Source organism: Nocardioides sp. Z38_18 (genome assembly GCF_058215695.1).
In genome coordinates this window covers 1,703,025-1,721,645 of record NZ_JBZAJE010000001.1, presented here as the reverse complement: position 1 = coordinate 1,721,645, position 18,621 = coordinate 1,703,025, and the positions used below count along the sequence as shown (strand labels likewise).

Annotated in this window: 20 protein-coding genes and 1 pseudogene; 11 read left to right on the top strand and 10 right to left on the bottom strand. The window is 68.4% G+C overall.

What is annotated here, in order from left to right; genetic code table 11:
* Nucleotides 1-2 precede the first annotated feature (2 nt).
* Entirely contained in the window at nt 3-899 is an 897-nt protein-coding gene (locus AC4BGC_RS08235; protein ID WP_490555129.1) for an arginase family protein, read from the top strand.
* Nucleotides 900-1,070: 171 nt separating this feature from the next.
* Here the strand turns inward: AC4BGC_RS08235 and AC4BGC_RS08230 are convergent.
* The 3 genes and pseudogenes from AC4BGC_RS08230 to AC4BGC_RS08220 all read right to left on the bottom strand — a co-directional run.
* Nucleotides 1,071-1,172 (bottom strand): annotated as a pseudogene (locus tag AC4BGC_RS08230) (DUF3027 domain-containing protein); the annotation flags it as partial.
* Nucleotides 1,173-1,320: 148 nt separating this feature from the next.
* A complete protein-coding gene (locus AC4BGC_RS08225; RefSeq protein ID WP_490555128.1) occupies nt 1,321-2,382 on the bottom strand; it encodes a hypothetical protein in 1,062 nt (353 codons plus the stop codon).
* 449 nt (nt 2,383-2,831) lie between these two features.
* Nucleotides 2,832-4,736 carry an AAA family ATPase gene (locus AC4BGC_RS08220; RefSeq protein WP_490555127.1) on the bottom strand — a complete coding sequence of 635 codons (1,905 nt, stop codon included), beginning with the start codon at nt 4,734-4,736 and terminating at the stop codon, nt 2,832-2,834.
* Between the two features lie 306 nt (nt 4,737-5,042).
* Between AC4BGC_RS08220 and AC4BGC_RS08215 the strand changes: the two genes are divergently transcribed.
* The 3 genes from AC4BGC_RS08215 (at nt 5,043) to AC4BGC_RS08205 (ending at nt 7,328) form a co-directional block, all read left to right on the top strand.
* Nucleotides 5,043-5,381 carry a hypothetical protein gene (locus AC4BGC_RS08215; protein WP_490555126.1) on the top strand — a complete coding sequence of 113 codons (339 nt, stop codon included), beginning with the start codon at nt 5,043-5,045 and terminating at the stop codon, nt 5,379-5,381.
* Between the two features lie 141 nt (nt 5,382-5,522).
* A complete protein-coding gene (locus AC4BGC_RS08210) occupies nt 5,523-6,857 on the top strand; it encodes an HNH endonuclease (protein WP_490555125.1) in 1,335 nt (444 codons plus the stop codon).
* A gap of 105 nt (nt 6,858-6,962) precedes the next feature.
* On the top strand, nt 6,963-7,328 hold the full coding sequence (locus tag AC4BGC_RS08205; RefSeq protein ID WP_490555124.1) for a hypothetical protein: 366 nt from the start codon (nt 6,963-6,965) through the stop codon (nt 7,326-7,328).
* Nucleotides 7,329-7,565: 237 nt separating this feature from the next.
* On the opposite strand, the gene AC4BGC_RS08200 is transcribed toward AC4BGC_RS08205, so the two are convergent.
* A complete protein-coding gene (locus AC4BGC_RS08200; protein ID WP_490555123.1) occupies nt 7,566-8,522 on the bottom strand; it encodes an NAD(P)-dependent alcohol dehydrogenase in 957 nt (318 codons plus the stop codon).
* A gap of 160 nt (nt 8,523-8,682) precedes the next feature.
* Nucleotides 8,683-9,258 (bottom strand): GNAT family N-acetyltransferase, encoded by a 576-nt coding sequence (locus tag AC4BGC_RS08195; protein ID WP_490555122.1) that lies wholly within the window; start codon nt 9,256-9,258, stop codon nt 8,683-8,685.
* A 158-nt stretch (nt 9,259-9,416) separates the two neighbouring features.
* Between AC4BGC_RS08195 and AC4BGC_RS08190 the strand changes: the two genes are divergently transcribed.
* From AC4BGC_RS08190 to AC4BGC_RS08180, 3 genes are all read left to right on the top strand, one after another.
* On the top strand, nt 9,417-9,941 hold the full coding sequence (locus AC4BGC_RS08190) for a 2'-5' RNA ligase family protein (RefSeq protein WP_490555121.1): 525 nt from the start codon (nt 9,417-9,419) through the stop codon (nt 9,939-9,941).
* Nucleotides 9,942-10,044: 103 nt separating this feature from the next.
* Complete coding sequence (locus AC4BGC_RS08185; RefSeq protein WP_490555120.1) at nt 10,045-10,677, top strand: dihydrofolate reductase family protein; 633 nt, start codon at nt 10,045-10,047, stop codon at nt 10,675-10,677.
* A 125-nt stretch (nt 10,678-10,802) separates the two neighbouring features.
* Nucleotides 10,803-11,024 carry a hypothetical protein gene (locus AC4BGC_RS08180; protein ID WP_490555119.1) on the top strand — a complete coding sequence of 74 codons (222 nt, stop codon included), beginning with the start codon at nt 10,803-10,805 and terminating at the stop codon, nt 11,022-11,024.
* Between the two features lie 16 nt (nt 11,025-11,040).
* On the opposite strand, the gene AC4BGC_RS08175 is transcribed toward AC4BGC_RS08180, so the two are convergent.
* Complete coding sequence (locus AC4BGC_RS08175) at nt 11,041-12,627, bottom strand: long-chain-fatty-acid--CoA ligase (RefSeq protein ID WP_490555118.1); 1,587 nt, start codon at nt 12,625-12,627, stop codon at nt 11,041-11,043.
* A gap of 123 nt (nt 12,628-12,750) precedes the next feature.
* Here AC4BGC_RS08175 and AC4BGC_RS08170 point away from each other — a divergent pair, with 123 nt between their 5' ends.
* From AC4BGC_RS08170 to AC4BGC_RS08155, 4 genes are read left to right on the top strand one after another with little or no spacing between them, the layout of a single operon-like run.
* The gene (locus AC4BGC_RS08170; protein ID WP_490555117.1) at nt 12,751-13,509 is read left to right on the top strand and encodes an SDR family NAD(P)-dependent oxidoreductase; all 759 of its coding nucleotides are present in this window, start codon (nt 12,751-12,753) and stop codon (nt 13,507-13,509) included.
* Nucleotides 13,499-14,344 (top strand): alpha/beta fold hydrolase, encoded by an 846-nt coding sequence (locus AC4BGC_RS08165; protein ID WP_490555116.1) that lies wholly within the window; start codon nt 13,499-13,501, stop codon nt 14,342-14,344. The genes AC4BGC_RS08170 and AC4BGC_RS08165 overlap by 11 nt, the downstream gene beginning before the upstream one ends.
* Nucleotides 14,337-14,648 (top strand): hypothetical protein, encoded by a 312-nt coding sequence (locus tag AC4BGC_RS08160; protein ID WP_490555115.1) that lies wholly within the window; start codon nt 14,337-14,339, stop codon nt 14,646-14,648. The genes AC4BGC_RS08165 and AC4BGC_RS08160 overlap by 8 nt, the downstream gene beginning before the upstream one ends.
* A complete protein-coding gene (locus tag AC4BGC_RS08155; RefSeq protein WP_490555114.1) occupies nt 14,645-15,739 on the top strand; it encodes an alpha/beta fold hydrolase in 1,095 nt (364 codons plus the stop codon). Before AC4BGC_RS08160 ends, AC4BGC_RS08155 begins: the two co-directional genes overlap by 4 nt.
* 3 nt (nt 15,740-15,742) lie before the next feature.
* Here AC4BGC_RS08155 and AC4BGC_RS08150 read toward each other — a convergent pair whose 3' ends face one another.
* Genes AC4BGC_RS08150 through AC4BGC_RS08135 form a run of 4 tightly spaced genes read right to left on the bottom strand, consistent with a single transcriptional unit; the run spans nt 15,743 to nt 18,619 of the window.
* Entirely contained in the window at nt 15,743-16,057 is a 315-nt protein-coding gene (locus AC4BGC_RS08150; RefSeq protein WP_490544328.1) for a DUF6510 family protein, read from the bottom strand.
* A 1-nt stretch (nt 16,058) separates the two neighbouring features.
* Nucleotides 16,059-16,865: a ferredoxin reductase gene (locus AC4BGC_RS08145; protein WP_490555113.1), complete on the bottom strand. Its 807-nt coding sequence runs from the start codon at nt 16,863-16,865 to the stop codon at nt 16,059-16,061.
* Nucleotides 16,858-17,457: a molybdopterin-dependent oxidoreductase gene (locus tag AC4BGC_RS08140; protein ID WP_490555112.1), complete on the bottom strand. Its 600-nt coding sequence runs from the start codon at nt 17,455-17,457 to the stop codon at nt 16,858-16,860. Before AC4BGC_RS08140 ends, AC4BGC_RS08145 begins: the two co-directional genes overlap by 8 nt.
* Nucleotides 17,458-17,515: 58 nt before the next feature.
* Entirely contained in the window at nt 17,516-18,619 is a 1,104-nt protein-coding gene (locus AC4BGC_RS08135; RefSeq protein ID WP_490544331.1) for an NAD(P)H-dependent flavin oxidoreductase, read from the bottom strand.
* Nucleotides 18,620-18,621 lie beyond the last annotated feature (2 nt).

Below are 18,621 nucleotides of genomic sequence, written 5' to 3'. Positions count from 1 at the left end.
GCGTGGCCACGCTCACCGTCCTCGGCTATCCCAGCAGCGCAGGCGCCTACTGCCTCGGCACCGAGCAGGCGCCCGCGGCGCTGCGCGCGGCCGGCCTGGTCGACGCGCTCGAGGCCGCCGGGCACACGGTCACGGATGCAGGCGACCTGCGGGAGCGCCGCTGGCGTCCGGACCGCGATCGCCCGTTGGCCCAGAACCTCGACGAGGAAGTGGCCGCGCTCCGCGAGCTCGCCGAGCGGGCCGCCGCCCTGTTCACGCCGAGCGAGCGCCTGCTGGTGATCGGCGGCAGTTGCACCGTCGCGCTGGGCGTATGCGCCGCCGCCGAGCTGGCGGGAATCGAACCTGGACTGATCTACATCGACCGCCACCTCGACCTGAACACCCCCGCCTCGACCTCGCAGGGGTCACTGAGCTGGATGGGCATGGCGCACGCGTTGAACCTCGAGGGAACGGCCAGGGAGCTCGTCGAGGCAGGGCATCGGTCGCCCCTGCTGCGGCCGGACCAGCTGAGCTATCTCGGAGTCGACCTGGGCGCCACCACGGCCTGGGAGCGCACCCAGGCCACCGAGCTCGACCTGTCCGTCGTACCCCAGGACGAGCTGGTCGCGGCCCCGGAACGCGCAGCGGAGAAGGCGAGGCAGGCACTGCCCGCGCGCGCGTTCCTCGTCCATGTCGACGTCGACGTCCTGGACTTCCTGGACGCCCCGATCGCGGAGGACACCAACGGGCGCAACAGCGGCCCCACCCTCACGCAGCTCGGACTGGCCCTGGCGCACCTGTGGCGAGACCCCGACTGCCTGGGCGTCTCGGTGGGCCAGATCGTCCCCGCCCACGCGGCGTCCGACCCCACGTCCCTGACGCGCCTGATTGAGGTGCTCACGCCGCCTGGGGATTTGTGAGTCAGCATTCCGGACCCAAACGCAACCTCCCAAGACGTCGCCGCGCGATGGCGCGTCACAGCACCCAGATAGACGCGGGTTGCGAACCGCCGATGCTTCCGGCGATCTCATGCGCAACGCGCTCAACAGCGGGGGCGGCAGCTGCTTCTTGCGCAGCTGCGCCTCGGAGTGCGCACCGCAGCCGTGGTCCAGGGAGACGACCTGGCCGTCGTCGTTGGCGAACTCGTTCGCGCACACGCCGAAGGTCTCCGAAGCAGTCGGCCGCCGCGCCAGCTGCAGAGGGGGCCAAGGCTAGGTCGGGGCTGTGCCGACGTTCAAGGCGCGATTCGGCACCGGAACCCCGTGAAGGCTCCTACCTGCAGCAAGCAACACGCTCAACGGCTACGCGTCCTTGGGCGAGACACTTCCACCCTCGATGCGCCTAGGAAGTAGGTGGGGCCTGCACGAGGTAGGTGGAGTTGGGATCGACATCATCGGTGTGCGCAAGTTTTGGAAGATCAGCGCCGTCTAGGCCATCCGCCAACAGTCGCGCTCGACCCAGAGCGTGGGCTGCTCCGATGCTCTCGCCGTCAGCGACGGCCGAATAGAACTGCGCGGCATAGACAATGGCGTCACCGTCGTCGATCTCGTCGGCCATCCCGATGGCAAACTCAAGCGGCGTCGTGTCAACCAGATTGTCGATCTGACTCGCCGAGTTACACGAGTTCAACAGGACCAATAGCGGAGGCTCGTCCGGTGCGGCAAGCGCTGCTGCGAAAGCGCCCGCCGTAACGATGGCGCCTTCGACATGAGGCTCATCCCGATCGTGCTCTAGTTCGATGACGTCATGATTGCTGTGGCCGGAAAAGTGGACCACGTGCGGCTTGAACTGAGTAATCCCATCAAACAGGTCGGCGGTCGTAGCGGCAGGACGACTGCGAATGTCAACTGCATCTCGGTGGTTAGCGTTGCGGACCGCCTTTTCGATGCGCTGCTGTTCTCTGCCGATTCGCAATCCCCCATCGGGCGTTGCTCCCAGCAGAAGGATGCGAAGCTTCTCCTGTTTGGGTGCTCGTAGATGTCGGACCATATCGGCCACCTGCGTTTCCGTCTCACTCACGCGGTGATGCACCTCTGCGAGGACTTGTTCATTCTCACGCTGGGCGTCACGCTGGGCCCGCTCGCTGGCCCTCGCCTCGGCTTGCTGCGCTGAAGCCAACCGCTGCTCCAGCGCCGCCTCTTCGCGCTGGTAGCGGTTGGTCTTCTTCTCAAAATCGCCAGCGCTTTTGCCTGCCTTGGCAGCGGCCGCGTCTGCCGTCGCCGCCTTGCGCAGCTTCGTCCTCTGAGTTGTGGCGCTCTTGGTTCGTCCAGCCGCGGCTCGTGCTTCCGCGGCTTCGGCTCGTTTCTTGGATTCTGTTTGGCGGTACTCGGCCGCCCTCTTTGCCGCTGCGACTCGCTGGCCCCTCTTGCTCTCGAGTGACCTGCGTGTCTGTTCCGTCCTCATGGTTTTTCAACGTCACCCACCGAGTTTGGTCACGCTTGGTGACTGCGTGCATTCAAAAGCGCGATCCAAGGCCCCGTCTAGCACCCGGCAGGGGCGTCGCGCGTAGGCGAATCACTCAGGCAGACCTGCCGCGCCTTGTAGGTCAGGCGTTGCCGGCCGGGGCCGCTGCCGCGTTTCACGGACGTGGTCACCGGCCTTGGGCAATATCTAACACTGGTGACGCCACGATGCTCGCCCATCTACTCGTGGCTGCTCGTGGATACTGCAGCCGAGTCCACGGGCGCACCATATGACCGACAACAGCCCACCGTTCACGACGGGCGGTGGCGGGCTCTGGTCTGCCCGTCTCCGACCTACTCGTTGAGAACCGGGCACCGCTCGGAGCATCGGACGTCCATGCCTCTGTCTGTCATCGACTTTCGACTGAGATGCTTCAGTCCGCCGCACGGTCAACTCGCAAAGCCCGCCTTGATTAGGGTGTGGAGTTCGCGGAGCTCGTATTCGGCAGCAAGGACGATTCGCTCGGGATGTTCAACGATGTGCGAGGCCACTGCGCGCTTGCCTGGTGCTTTCAACTGACGGGCCTTGCACCAGTCGGCGACCGATTTAGCAACCGGTTGGTTTGCGACGAGATCCGACCTTGAGATCTTTGGCCCGACGCCGAGGAACGCATTGATCACTTCGAGGTAGAAGTCGGGGTCAAGGTAGTCCTCGGCCGCTCGCTGTAGTCCATGTGACAGCACCCTCTGATCCGGCACCTGCTTATCGCGCCGAAGCTGTTCGGCATATTCCAGGCCCGTTGCATCACCGTCGGTCAAGAACACCACTTTGCCTGCGACGGCGTCGAAGTCCACCGCCGCCAAGTCAGCTCCCGCTAACCCTGGCGCAACCTGGTAGTCGAGGTCGGTTTCGTCGTTTGCGATGCGTAAGAGGGTTGGGAGCAGCACCATGTCCGCGGCGCCCTCGCCAATGACCGCTTGCCTGCAGGCCGAAAATGCGGCACCAGCCGCCCCCATCTGCATGAGCAACGGCGAGAATCCTGGTTCGGCATCATCCCAATACACCGACGAAAGGACGCTCAACTGCTCGTTCTCGGGGTGGGGTTTCACGACCCGGATTCCGCGACCGAGGTCTTTCGGAAGACAACCCGGTGAGTGCGTTGAATAGAAAACCTGCTCGACGTTCGGGTATTGCGACATGACCTCCAGGAGGTCGGCTTGGGCATCGAAGTGCAGATGGGTCTCCGCCTCATCCACGAGCAAAACGGGTCGGCGAGTGTGATCCTGGCAGGTGAGGAGCGCCACCAGGGCAACGAACACCTTAAGACCATCGCTGCGTTCGTGAATGGGCGTGATGTCTGCGTAGTCGTCGTCGGGATCGATCATGACTTTGAGTTCGGTGCCCTGGATCTTGAACGCAACCGTGATGCCGTACTGGTTCCAGGCCTCTGAAAAGACTTCCCGCAGTTTCCTGTTGGCCCTTTTAAGAGCGGTCTCGTAGGCCCGCTCATGACCATGAGAGATCGCGGCGGCGAGGTCGTCAAGATTGAGCTCTGCTAGTTCGACAAGATTTCTGACGCCGCCTGCCAGCGCTTGGCGATGAGCGGTCTGGGAGATTTCCGAGGCAGTCGGCAGCTTGCGGTCTTCCTCGGAGAACATAACGAAGCGTGGCATGCTCTCGCGGAGTCGAGTTCTGGCGGTGACATCTGGATGTTGTCGCGTAAGACTCCGTCGGAGATCTCGAAGTAGATCAGCAGTTTTTGAGTCTCGCGGCTTTCCGTTGCTGGACTTGCGCATGAGCCACCGCGTCAATTCGTCGACGGCGAAGATCTCGTTGGTGCGCCAAGTTGTATCCGGATCATTCAAGCTAGTGATCAGCAGGTCAGCCCACTCGAGAGGCGTCTGTTCCAGCACCTTGTCTTCAGTCTCGATTTCAAGAACTTCTTGGTACTGCTTGGGTCGAGAACGCTTTGACGCCTCCAGTGCGGCGATAGCGGCCCTGATTGGCTCTGGATTTCGCCGAGGCTTCGGCCGCACTGCCGTCGCATAGGAGCCGTCTCGTCTCCGCTCGATTTCGAACCACTCTGGCTCTTCAGCCAGGTCGAGGTCGGCGAGGGATTGCTTGTCCGCGAGCTCGAGGTAGAACGTCACATCTACTACGGCGTCATCGTCTGCGACTGGCTGGCCGTGAGTTATGTCGGAGGCGGGCAGAGCGTCAGCCTCGTCATCGCCGAACCAGGCTAAGGCTTCCAACAACGAAGTCTTGCCGGCTTCGTTCCTCCCAACGAAAGCGATCAGTCGTCCATCGACATTGCACGACGTACTCGATAGCCGCTTGTACCCGTTGAACGTCACCCTCGTACACCGCATGCGAGCTGCCCCCTGAACGACATTAGAAGTCGCTCTTAATACCTGACGTGTGAATCCTGGACCCTACGTGGGTCGTGACGCCTTCCATGGGATTTACGGGCAATGATCGCGCAGGATAGGGGCGCCTCGTGAGTCCGAGACGTCACTGACATCGACCGCGATGAGGGCACCTACCTCCCGGTAGATCTGAGAAGCACGAATGCCGCGTCATACACCGCGATCCGGACGCACGGGTCTACCGGGTTCTGCGGAGTGCCCCGGTGACTGCTGATTGGCTGCAACGATGCGCACATGACGTACGACACCGCCGTTTGGAAGCCTGCCAGCGACCTGTCAGATCCGACCGCCGAGTTCGAGCGGCGTCTCGAGCAGAGCGATGCCCGCTTCCCGAACTACCGCCCGCCGATCCCAGAACTCGTCCAGCTGGCCGACCTGCTCGAGGCGGAGTTCACCGGGCCGAGCCCATGGGAAGACCTTCGGGACTCCCTTGATGGCGACTTTCTCTACTTGACGATGAGCTACTCAGAGGGATCGACCGTTGAGGCGTTCATTGCACGCCACGCACCATCGCTCGGGTTGGTCGTCTACAGCCCGTTGTCTGAAGATTTCGTCGACGCCGAAACCTCCTGATGCCGCGATGAGTGCAACCTGAGACCTGCGTCCTACCACCGCGTCGGACGCAGTCGTCTGCCACTCACAAGAGGCTCGTTGCACCAACCCGTTGAACCCAGGCACCTTGTCAGATCCAACCAAACTGGTACACTCGAACACATGTTCGACCCTTCGCCGCCGCTCTCCCTCACGGAGCTCGAGGCCGTGCTCGAACGACTCTCGGCCGTCGACGGCGCCGGCGCAACGGAGGCCGAGCAGCTCGACCACGTCGCTGTGCTTGAAAAGCTGAAGGGCGCGGCTGCTGCCGCCCAGGCCCGGGTCACCGACCACCTGGCGGCCTCGCGGGCAGCCCGCGAGGCCAAGCAGGGCGTGCCTCCTGCGAAGCGCTGCCGGGGCCTCGCGGCCGAGGTCGCACTGGCGCGGCACTGCAGTCCTCACCGTGGCGCGCAGGGCCTGGGGTTCGCCCGGGCCATCGTCGGCGAGATGCCTCAAACGCACGCCCGCCTGGCACGCGGAGAGATCAGCGAGTGGTGCGCCACCGTGCTGGCGCGCGAGACGGCTGTCCTGTCCGCCGAGCACCGTGCCCAAGTCGATGCAGAGCTCGGCCCCGAGCTGGCCCACCTCGGTGAGCGCGAAGCCGCGGCCAAGGCGCGCGCGATCGGCTACCGGCTCGATCCCGGCTCCGCGATCCGGCGTACCCGCGGCGCACGGTCCGACCGTTTCGTCAGCCTGCGGCCGGCCCCCGACACGATGAGCTACCTGACGGCCTTCCTGCCCGTCGAGCAGGGCGTCGCCTGCCTCGCCGCCCTCCAGCAGGCGGCCGACACCACACGCACCGAGGGCGACCCCCGCTCCCGCGGCCAGGTCATGGCCGACACCCTGGTCGAGCGGACCACAGGGCAGGCCCACGCAGCCGACGTGAACATCGAGGTGCAAGTCGTGATGACCGACAGCACGCTGCTCACCGACGACCCCACCCCCGCACGAGTGACCGGCTACGGGCCGATCCACGGCGCGCTCGCCCGCCAGATCGTGCGGGAGGCACCCCGGGCGTGGCTGCGCCGCCTCTACACCCGTCCCGGCACCCACGACCTGGTGGCGATGGACTCCCGCCGACGCGCCTTCGACGGCGAGCTACGCGAGTTCCTCATCATCCGCGACCAGGTCTGCCGCACGCCCTGGTGCGACGCCCCCATCCGGCACGCCGACCACCCCGTCCGCGTGATCGACGGCGGCGAGACCACCGCCCAGAACGGTCAAGGTCTCTGCGAGGCCTGCAACTACGCCAAGGAAGCCGCCAGCTGGCGGGCTCTCCCGCTCCCCAGCGACCGCCACGAGATCCTGATCAGCACACCGACCGGGCACACCTACGTCTCGACCGCACCAGATCCGCCACAGCCCCAGCTCCCGCCCCCGGACGAGAGCGGCGACGTCGTCCACTTCTACACAGCGCATCGCACACCCGAAGAAGAGCTTCAGTCTCTTCTAGCCTGAGGTTCGTCGAGCGAGCCGGGCATCGGTAACACCCACGTCACATCACCGCGATCGACTCGGCCCGTGCGCACTGACGCACTGACGCACTGACTATCGTTGAGGACGATGATCACCCGCCGCGACGCTGCCCAACGCCTGGCCATCCCCCTGGAGATGGCCACTCGACACGGCCTGCCCACCACGCTCACCGAAGCACAGCTGCGTGAGATCGAGGACAGCCCGCCACCGTGGCTCGTCCAGTCCCGTGCCAACCGGACCGGCAAGAAGCCGGTTTGGGTCGATCTGGTCTGCAGTGTCTGCGGGTCCGCCGAAAGAGCTCGGCCGAAGAAGTGGTGGCCGACATTCTCATTCATCAGTTGCGACCACCATCGACCCTTCGATCTGCCGCCTCCGCTCCGCGGCGACCATCGTGAGGAGATCCTGGGTATTGGCAGCCGGTTCGTCGGCTGGGTCGACACCCCACTGGACTGAGCCAACCGTCCGCCAGCGCTGGGGCTGAGAACTTGCACTCGCCTCGACTGACATGGCCGCCCACCGCGTCCACACGGCAGGCGCGGCCCCCGACTCCAGGACCTCAGGGCCGCAGGTGGTCGGCACGCCCTGAACGCGCTGCGCCTCGCAACATCGAGTCATTCCCCGCCTCAGCCCGCCACATTGGCGCGTCACAGACGCAGCGACGTCGCGATTGACCGGTTCGGCGCAGCGACTCTATGACGGGACGATCACGACCTTGCCGAGCGCCTGCCCTTCTCCGACGTACGCGAGCGCCGCAGGGGCTTCCTCGAGCGAGAAGGTCCGGTCGATGGGAATCGCTATCTCCCCCTTAGCGCACAGCTCGGCGAGTGGCTGGAAGTGGACCGGGCCCTCCTTCACGGCGAGCACCCCGATGGAGCGGCGGCTGAGGAGCCCGACTACCGAACCGGCGGTGAGCACCCGGAGCAACGTACCGACCGACCCACCTACACACCGGTAGCGGCCCCCACGGGTCAGCGCGCGCCGGTAGGCGAAGACCGACCGATGCGCGACCAGGTCCAGTATCAGGTCGAAGGGTTGGGACAGACGCGTGAAGTCGCCCGCGGTGTAGTCGAGCGCGTCGTCGGCGCCCAAGGACCGCATGAAGTCCAGTTTCTTGCCGTTGTCGACGCCGGTGACGTGGGCACCCGCCCGCTTCGCGAGCTGGATGGCGTACGACCCCGAGCCTCCGCCAGCGCCGGGGATCAGCACCCGCGACCCTGGCCGTGCCCAGCTGGTCCCTTGCCAGGCGATCGCTCCCGACTGCGGGAGGGTCGCCGCCTGCGCGAACGTCAACGCAGACGGCTTGCGGGCCAACACCGACTCCGGTGCCACCGCGTACTCCGCGAAGCCGCCCTTGAGCGCGAGGTTGTCGCCGTACACCTCATCCCCAGCGTGGAAGCGGGTCACCCCGTCGCCGATCGACTCGACCATGCCGGCGATGTCCGAGCCGAGGGTCAGGTGCGCCGGAGAACGCAAGCCGCCGATCCGCGCGTAGGCGGGCGAGCCACGCAGGCACTCCCAGTCACTGAGGTTGATCGAGGTAGCCGCGACCTTGATCAGCACCTGGCCGGCGGCGGGCGACGGCATCGGCACGTCCTCGATGCGGAGCACCTCAGGACCGCCGTACTGGCCATAGATGACTGCTCTCACTTCGCCGCTCCCGCCTGGGGGCCCGGCAGAACCCCGCCCCAGCAGGGTAGGCGGCGAGCTTCGACTTGTCTGGCCTGCGCGGCGCTCCAGCCGGGCGCATCACACCACCGCCTGTCGGCGCCGTGTGCACGCCCCGCGCAATGGCCTTAGGCCACACGCCCTACCGCAGGTCGAGCCGCATGAGGACACGAGGGAACCCGTTGAGGACCGAGTCGGTCTCGGCTGCTTGCCGGAAACCGGCCCGACGGAACAGGCCCGCGGTGCCGACGTACGCCATCGTCAGGTCGACCTTCGATCCTTTGTTGTCGACCGGATAGCCCTCGATGGCGGGGGCACCCAGGCTTCGAGCGAACTCGACGGCACCGGAGAGCAGGTGGTGCGAGATGCCTGTGCCGCGATGCCCGGGGCGCACGCGGATGCACCACACCGACCAGACGTCGAGGTCGTCGACGTGAGGGATCTTGCGGTTGCGGGCGAAGCTGGTGTCGGCTCGAGGGTGCACTGCGGCCCAGCCGACGACCTCCTTCCCGTCGTACGCGAGGACACCGGGAGGCGGCACTTCTTCGACCAGGGAACGCACGTACTCGCCGCGTTCCGGTCCCACCAGCTCCCGGTTGGCCTTGGACGAGGTCAACCGGTAGCTCAAGCACCAGCAGACGTTGGCGTCTGGGCGCTTGGGGCCGAGCATCGTCGCCACGTCCTCAAAGTCGGTGGCCGGGCGGACCTCGATCCCCATGGATCGACCCTGCCAGCCGGTACGCCGAGCGGCAACCACTGACAGTCGCACGCACGAGTCGCCGCTTCCCGGCACACCGCTCAGCACGCCCCTCCTAGACGGTGATCGTCAGCACTCGGGCCGTGGCCACCGAACCGGGCACCGGGGATGCTGGGTGAATGGCACTCGCCGTCTGCCTGCTCTTCGACGCCCGGTCCGAACGCCGGGTGCGGGAGCTGTGGTCGCGCGTCGAGAAGGCCGGGATCGCCACGCTGGCCAGCCACACGCACCGCAACCACCATCCCCACCTGTCCTACGCCGTGCTGCGCCGGTGGGACCTGGCACGAGTGCGGGAGGTGCTCGGGTCGCTGCCTGACCCCGGCCCCGTCTCGGTGTCGGTGCACGGCACCCTGGCGTTCCCGCGCGGCCGGGCTGCGCTGGCGCCGTCGATCACGCCCGACATCGCACAGCGGCAGCTCGCCACCGTCACGGCGTTGGAGGCGAGCGGCGCTGAGCTGCACCGGCACTACGAGTTGGGCGAGTGGGTGCCACACGTCTCAGTGGCGACGCGGGCCCGAGGCACACAGCTGACGACCGTCACGAGGATGGTCTCCGACGTCCTGCCACTGACCGTCCGCTTCGACCGAGCCGCGCTCATCGACAGCTCGACCGGCCAGACCTGGCCACTGCCCCACCTGCTCTGACCCAGGCCCCGGGCAGCCGAGAAATCCTCCGCCACAACGACGATTCTCGTCCGTGGGCGCAGTCATAACGGCGAGAGACCACAGCCATCAGGAGGCGACCCCCATGGGCCAGATCCACATCGACCTGTTCACCACCCTCGACCTCGTGGCGCAGGCGCCCGGCGGTCCCGAAGAGGACCCTGAGGGGGGCTTCCCCTTCGGGGGCTGGCAGGCGCCGCTGTTCGACGACGTCGTTGGGCACGAGGTCGCCGCCGGACTGGCGGAGATGGACGCGCTGCTGCTCGGTCGCCGGACCTACGACATCTTCGCCGGCTACTGGCCGCACCAGGAGGGCGGCGAGGACGGCGGCATCGCCGAGCAGCTCAACAGCGTGCCGAAGTACGTCGCCTCCCGAGGCACCCCTGACCTCGGCTGGGCCGGCTCCGAGCTCCTCGGGCCCGACCTGGCCAGCGCTGCACAGGAGGTGCGGGACCGGCACCAGAACATGCACGTGATCGGCAGCGTGGACCTGGTGCAGACGCTGCTGCGGGAGCGGCTCTTCGACCGGCTCAACCTGTGGGTCTACCCGATCGTGCTCGGTGTCGGTAAGAAGGTCTTCGCCGACGGTGCCGTCCCCACGAACCTCGCTCTCCTCGAGCCGCCGGTCGCCAGCCCGGTCGGTGCGGTGCTGCTGCGCTACGGCCTCGCCGAGGGCGAGCCGCAGCTCGGTGACATGACTCAGGACCCGGACGACTGACCGAACCGGGATCGAGGGGCTAGCGGGGACGAACCCGAGGAGTGGGCGGACCGCCAGGGCGGCCGACCCCAGGCTGGTGTGCAGAAGTACGCATCACGACTCGACTTCTGCCGTACCTTCTCGACGTGAAGGATGCACTCGCCTGGTTCGGATACGGCGTCGTCGCTCTCTGCATGATCGGGACGGTGGCGTCGTACTTCTGGTCAGCCGACTACTTCTGGTGGCCCCTCCTGTTCGCCTGCATCGGCGCCGCTGTGCTGGTCACGCTCCTGTTGGCTCCCGCGGTCCGCGCCATCATGGATTCGTTCGAGCCACGACAGAAGGGTCGTCGACCCGACGGCGACTGAGCGAGGAGCGCCGAGCTCAGCCCAGCTGCTCGCGCAGCACCGGCTTCAAGATCTTGCCGGCCGCGTTGCGGGGCAGCTCATCGACCAGCTCCAGGGCCGTGGGCAGCTTGTAGCGGGCCAGCCGGCTGCCGGCCCACTCGCGCAGGGACTCGATGTCGAGGCCGGTGTCCGGGCCGGTGGCGATGACCACGGCGACCGGGGTCTCGCCCCACTTCTCGTGCTCGCGGCCGATCACGGTCACCTCGCGGATGTCGGGATGGTCGGCGAGGACGTTCTCCACCTCGGCGCTATATATATTTTCGCCACCGGAGATGATCATGTCCTTGGACCGGTCGACGACGTAGAGGAAGCCTTCCTCGTCCATCCGCACCAGGTCGCCGGAGTGGAACCACCCGCCCGCGAACGCCGCCGCGGTCGCCTCCTCGTTGTTCCAGTAGCCCTCCATCAGCCCGGTGCCCTGGTAGACGATCTCGCCGACGTCGCCGGGGCTCACGTCGTTCATCTCGTCGTCGACGATCCGGATGGCCACCGTGGTCACGGGCTTGCCGACCGAGCCGAGCTTGCGCAGCGCGTCCTTGCCCTCCAGCACGCAGGTGATCGGGGACATCTCGGTCTGCCCGAACACCGCTACGTTCAGGGCGTCGGGGAATGCCTCCCCCATCTGGCGCAGCAGCTTGTCGGTGGCCGGGGCGGCTCCCCAGGAGGTCGTCCGCAGGTGCGACAGGTCCCTCTTGTCGACACCGGGCGCGGCGCACAGCGCCTGCCACTGGGTGGGGACCAGGAAGGAGCTGGTCACCTGCTCGGACTCGAGGAGGTCGAGCACGTGCTCGGCGTCGAAGGCCACTGACGGCAGCACCACCATCGTTCCGCCGATCAGCATCATCGGGGCGAGCGAGCCGATCGCGCCGATGTGGAACATCGGCGAGGCGACGAGGTTCACCTCGGTCTCGGAGCACAGCTCGTAGGCCCGGATCAGCACCACGCTCTGCGAGAGCAGGTTCTGGTGGGACAACACCGCGCCCTTAGGCCGCCCGGTGGTGCCGGAGGTGTACATGATCAGCGCCGGCGAGTCCTCGGGTACGTCGATCAGCCCGAGCTGTGACTCGTCGGCGGGACCGTCGCGCAGGAGGTCGTCGTAGCTCACCGCCCCCTCCCAGGGCTTCGCACCCACCGCGACCACCGCGATGTCGCGCGAGCTGAGCTCGGCCGCGTCCCGGGCGGAGCGCTCAGCGATCTCGTCGGCGAACAGCAGCTCCGCCCCGGAGTCGTCGAGGATGTAGGAGACCTCTCCCCCGGAGAGCCGGAAGTTCACGGGTACGCCGATCGCCCCCAGCCGGTTGGCGGCGAGCACGATCTCCATGAACTCGGGACGGTTGCCCATCACCAGCGCCACCCGGTCACCGGCACCGACCCCGCGCTCGGCCAGCACACCGGCCAGCCGTTCCACCCGGTCGCGCAGCTCGCGCCAGGTGGTGCTCTCGCCACGGAACCGGAACGCGGGCAGGTCCGGTCGCGCGTGCGCATGGCGCTCGAGGTGGTTGTTCCAGTGCGACCTGCGGGAGGAGCGTGGGGCCCGGGGGAGGTGGGAGTTGAGGTGGGACATGTCGATGCCTCTCTCTGCTCGTCGCCCGGTCTCGAGCCGATGGGTGCCCGTTGACAGCACGCCCACCGCGTTCGATCCTCGTTGAGAGCGTCCGCTCGGTCAACGGCCACGAGGAGTCGTCCGATGGATCCACTCTCTGCTTTCAGGCTCGACGACCAGGTGGTCGTCGTGACCGGTGCCAGCTCGGGTCTCGGGGTGGGCTTCGCCCGGGCCCTGGCTGCTGCCGGCGCCGACCTCGTGCTCGCCGCACGCCGGCTGAACAAGCTCGAGGAGCTCGCGCCCTCGCTGCAGGAGGCCGGCGCCAAGGTGGTCACGGTCGCCGCGGACGTGAGCTCCCCGGAGGACTGCGCCGGCGTTGCCCGGGCGGCCGAGGAGCAGTTCGGCCGGGTGGACGTGCTGGTCAACAACGCGGGTGTCGGCACCGCCACCCCGGCGTCCCGGGAGACGCCGGAGGCCTTCCGGCAGGTGATCGACGTGAACCTCTCCGGGACATTCTGGATGGCCCAGGCCTGTGCGCCGCTGATGCCGCCGGGCTCCGCGATCGTCAACATCGCCAGCGTGCTGGGCCTGGTGGCGCCACGGTTCCCGCAGGCGGCGTACGCCGCGAGCAAGGCCGGGGTCCTCGGCCTCACCCGTGACCTCGCGCAGGAGTGGTCGGCGCGCAAGGGAATTCGTGTGAATGCGCTGTGCCCGGGGTACTTCGAGAGCGAAATGACGCAGGGAGAGGACGTTCTCCAGGAGATGGTGAGGACCGAGAGCATGATGGGTCGCTTCGGTGAGCAGGCCGAGCTGGACTCTGCGCTCATCTTCCTGGCCTCCCGCGCCTCGGCGTACATGACGGGCACCACGCTGGTGGTCGACGGAGGGCTCAGTGCGCTCTGACCCCGGCCACCATCGCGGCGGCCGGGGCACCCCGCTGCTGCTGCTCCATGGGCTGGGCATGTCCTGGCGGGCGTGGGCTCCCCTGCTCACCGGGCTCCAGGTGCGCCACGAGGTGCTGGCGCTCACCCTCGCCGGTCACCGCGGCGGACCTCCGGCACCCTCGGTCGTCAGCGTCGAGCGGCTCGCCGACGCCGTGGAGTCGCAGCTCGACGACGCCGGCATCGAGACCACGCACGTCGTGGGGAACTCCCTGGGTGGCTGGCTGGCGCTCGAGCTCGCCCGGCGCGGACGCGCCCGCACGGTCACGGCCGTCTCACCGGCCGGGGCGTGGCGCAACCCGCTGGACCTCCTCCGGATGCAGTTCACCCTCGGCGTGGCGGGCCGGGTCTCGGCGATGCCGCTCACGGCCGCGGCGATGGCCCCGATACTGCACTCCCCCATGGGTCGGCGGCTGGCGTTCCACCAGCTCCTCGAGCGCGGCGACCGGATGACGGCGAGGGCGGCCGCGGAGATGATGGCCGATGCCCGCGAGTGCACCGTGCTGCCCGCCCTGCTCCGGGCCGGCCGCCGGGACGGCCAGATCGCCCAGCTCAGCGGGGCCGGCTGCCCCATCCGCGTGGTCTGGGGACGCCGGGACCGGATCATCCCCTACGCGCGGCACGGCCGTCCGCTGCTGCGCCGGCTGCCCGACGTGGAGCAGGTCAGCCTTCCCGGCGCGGGCCACGTGCCGATGTACGACGCACCGGTGCTGCTGCGGAGCCTGATCCTCGACCTCACCGGGAGCGTGGACGGCGCAACGACCGAGGTGCCGACTCGAGGAGTCCGCCATGGCTGAGCCCCCACTGTGGCAACGAGCGGTGCTGGCCGCCCAGTCCCGTGCGACACCGGTCCTGCGCAGCGCCGTGGACCGCCAGGAGGTCGCGGCCGGCCTCGGCCTCCTGCAGGCCGTCCGAGGGGTCGTGGTCCGCACGACCGAGGGTCCCTCACGTCGGCTGCTGCACCTGCTCAACCTGCCGGCCGGCAGCGACGTGAACCGGATGCTGGTCCAGATCGCGTCGTTGGAGCGCGAGCTCCGCGAGGTGCGCAAACGGATCGAGGACCAGCAACGCGACGGAACCCTCAAGGAGCCGTTCTCATGAGCCGTGACCTCGGAGGCGGCGCCGGCAGCGCTGTCGAGTTCGTGCGACACACCGGGGTGCGGGCCCGCAACGCCGTCCGGAACGCGACCGGCCGCAACCTGCCGGCCGAGAGCCCCTCGCCCCGGCTGCAGGTGTGGTCGCGCGACAAGGTCCGGCTGTACCGCTACCTGCCCGCCGTGGAGCCGGCCGAGACCCTGGGCACGCCGATCCTGTTCGTGATGAGCCTGGTCACCAGCGCGAAGGTCTTCGACCTCCAGGAGGACAACAGCCTGGTACGCCGCTTCCTCGAGGCCGGGCACGACGTCTACCTGCTCGACTGGGGCGTGCCCGACGCGGTGGAGTCGCAGAACACGCTGGAGACCTACTGCGACGAGTACATCCCCCGCGCGGTGCGGGCCGTGCTCGACGAGTCCGGTGCCGAGGAGGTCAACCTCTTCGGCTACTGCCTCGGCGCCGTGCTCACCCTGCTCAGCGTCGCGGGCCACAAGGCGATGCCGGTGCGCAACATCGTGCTGCTGGCGACGCCGGTGGACATGGGTGAGCTCGGGCCGCTGACCAGCATGCTGCGGTCAGGCCAGCTCAGAGCCGAGGACCTGGTGGACTGGACGGGCAACGTGCCCGCGGACCGGATCAAGGACTCCTTCCACCTCGTCGAGCCCGCCGGGGAGATCACCACCTACCTGAGCCTGTGGAACAGCCTGGGGCACCCCGACCGGCTCGAGGCGCACCAGGCGCTGGTGCGGTGGTCGAGCGGGCACATCCCCTTCCCGGGCGCGGCGTTCCGCCAGATCGTCGACCTCTTCGTAGACCAGGACTCGCTCATCGACGGGAAGGTGCCGCTGGGCAACCGGGTGGTCGACCTCGCCGACATCACGGTGCCCGTCCTCGCGGTCACCGGGGCCAGGGACAAGCTGGTGCCGGCCGCCTCCAGCGCCCCGCTCGAGCTCCCTGGCGCCGAGCTCGACCGGCTGGAGCTGAACGCGGGCCACGCCGGACTGATCGTGGGACGTCGCGCGCACAAGGAGATGATCCCGACCATGCTCGACTGGCTCGCCGAGCACTCCGGATCCTCCGAGCCGGCGCGGGGATAGGCCTCACCCCAGCCCGAACCGCCACGACGACGAGCCACTCAGGTCGAGCCACACCGCGGTCGGCGTCTGCACGACCCGCGCCATCACCTGGTCGCAGTCCGGACAGCGCAGCACCGTGCCCGGACCACCCAGGAACGCGCGCTGCTCGGCGAAGACGCCCGACCACTCGCACCCGCCGCACGTCACCATCGCCGAGCTGACGTCGAGGCCGAAGACGTCCGCGAACGGTCCAGCGGCGGCGTTGCCGTCGAGCGCCCGCTCGAGTGGGGGGTCGAGCGCCCAGTGCTGGGCGGGGTCGGGGCCAGGTTCGTCGGTCATCTCAGGCTCCTGTGGGTCCGAAGCGTTCTGCACGGATGCTGCTGTTGCCGTAGCCGAGCTCCAGGAGCCGGCGGATGACGTCCTCCACGAATCCGGTGGGGCCGCAGACGTAGGCCCGGGGTGGCGGTACGGCGGGCCACCCTGCCCCCGCGGGAGTGACCAGGTCGGCGGTGGTCAGCCTGCCCGGCGGCCGGCTGCTGCCCTCGGGCGCCCGGCGGGTGTGGACGAGGTCGACCACCAGCCCGTCGTCGACGGCTCGCCGGGCGAGCTCCTCGGCGTACAGCACCTGCCCGGGGTCACGCACCGAGTAGACGAGGCGGAAGGGTGCCCGACTGCCGAGCCGGGCCCGCTCCCGGATCATCGCCATCAGCGGCGCGACTCCCGAGCCGCCGCCGACCAGCAGCACCGGCTGCTCCACCGGGGCATCGGCGCTGGGCGACCACACGAACCAGCCACCGATCGGCCCGCGCACCTCGAGCTGGTCACCGAGCTCCATCCCCTCCACGAGGTACGGCGAGACCTCACCGTCCGCCACCTCCTGGACGGTGATCGCCACCCGGTCGCCGTCGGTGGGTTCCGCGATCGAGTAGCCCCGCTGCGCGGAGTACCCGTCCGCCGCGGTGAGCCGCACGTCGACGTGCTGGCCCGCGAGGTGTCCCGGCCACCCGGGCACCGCGAAGGTCAGCGTCCGCGCTGTCGCGGTCTCCGAGCGCAGCCCGACCAGCTCTGCCGGGAACCACCGCGGGCGAGGTCCGCCGAGCTTTCCGCGCGTGCGCGCGGGTGCCCCAGTCACGGGTGTCTCAGTCACCGGCGTAGCGCTCCTCGCGCCAGGGATCGCCGTAGTTGTGGTAGCCGAAGCTCTCCCAGAACCCGGGCTCGTCCCCGGTCATCATCGTGAGGCCACTGAGCCACTTGGCCGACTTCCACAGGTACAGGTGCGGCACGAGCAGCCGGACCGGGCCGCCGTGCTCGGCCGGGATCGGGCCACCGTCGTACTCGTGGACCACCCAGGCCTTGCCGTCGAGGAGGTCCTCCAGCGGCAGGTTGGTCGTGTATCCCCCGTAGGAGTGGGCCATCACGTAGTCCGCCGTGCTCTCGAGCTCCTCGAGGAACGCCTCGACCGGGACACCGCGCCAGCGGGTCGCGAGCTTGGACCAGCGGGTGACGCAGTGGAGGTCCACCTCCACGTCCTCCTGGGGCAGCCCGTGCAGGGCGTCCCACGCGAAGGTCTGCGTCTCGCCGGTCTCGGTGGCGACCGCGAGGGACCAGTCCTCGGTGTCGACGTACTGCGTGGGACCGGCGCTGAGCACCGGGAAACCGTCCGTGAGGTGCTGCCCAGGGGGCAGCGTGACAGCGGCGGGGTCGCGGCGGCCGCCGAAGCCCCGCGTGAAGATGGCCATGGTCGAACCTAGGAGCGCGCCCCGTCAGAGTCAACGGGCCGACGGAGCTGAAGGGCGGCTAGCCCCGGATCTTCTCCAGGCGCTCGACGGCCTCGTCGTACTCGCGCACGAGACCGGCCATCACCTCGGCGACCGGGCGCACCTCGTTCATCCGGCCGACGATCTGGCCCACCGGCATCGAGACGACGTCGGGGTCGCCGTGCTCGTTCATCCGGCTGTGGGCGTCGGAGACGAGCAGGTTCTGCAGCGGCATCGGCAGCGGGCTCGGTGCGCCCTCCTGCTCCCAGGCCTCGGTCCACTTGGTCTTCAGCAGCCGCGCGGGCTTGCCGGTGTAGACGCGCGTGCGGACGGTGTCGGAGCTCGTCGCGCGCAGGAACGCCTCGGTCATGCCCTTGTTGGTGTTCAGGTTCGCGTACTCCTCGGTGGTCAGCCACATCGAGCCGGTCCACACGCCCTGGGCGCCCAGCGCGAGCGAGGCGGCGATCTGGCGACCGGTGCCGATGCCACCGGCGCCGAGGACGGGTACGTCGGGGCCGACCGCGTCCACGATGTCCGGGGTGAGCACCATGCTGGCGACCTCGCCGGTGTGTCCGCCCGCCTCATAGCCCTGGGCCACGATGATGTCGACGCCGTTCTTGAGGTGCGACAGCGCGTGCTTGGCGGCGCCGGCCAGTGCTGCGACGGCCACGCCCTTGGCGTGCGCCTGCTCGATCACGTCGACGGGCGGCGAGCCGAGTGCGTTCGCGATCAGCACCGGGCGGTGCTTGAGCGCGATGTCGACGTGGGAGCGCGCCATCGAGTGCAGCCAGCCGAGCACGCCCTCGCGCCCGTCACCCTCCGGCAGCGGGGGTACGCCGAGCTGCTGCAGCGTGCGCTCCACGAAGCTCACGTGCTCCTCGGGGATCATCGCCTTGAGGTCGACCGACTTGCCCTCGGTGGGGATCTTCATCGGCATCACGACGTCGACGCCGTACGGCTTGCCGTCGGTGTTCTCGTCGAGCCAGTCCAGGGTCCGGTCAAGCTCCTCGGGGTCGTTGAACCGCACCGCGCCGAGGACGCCGAGACCGCCCGCGCGCGAGACCGCGGCGGCGACGTGCTCGGAGGGGGTGAACGCGAAGATCGGGTAGTCGATGCCGAACCGCTCGCACAGCTCTGTGCGCATCC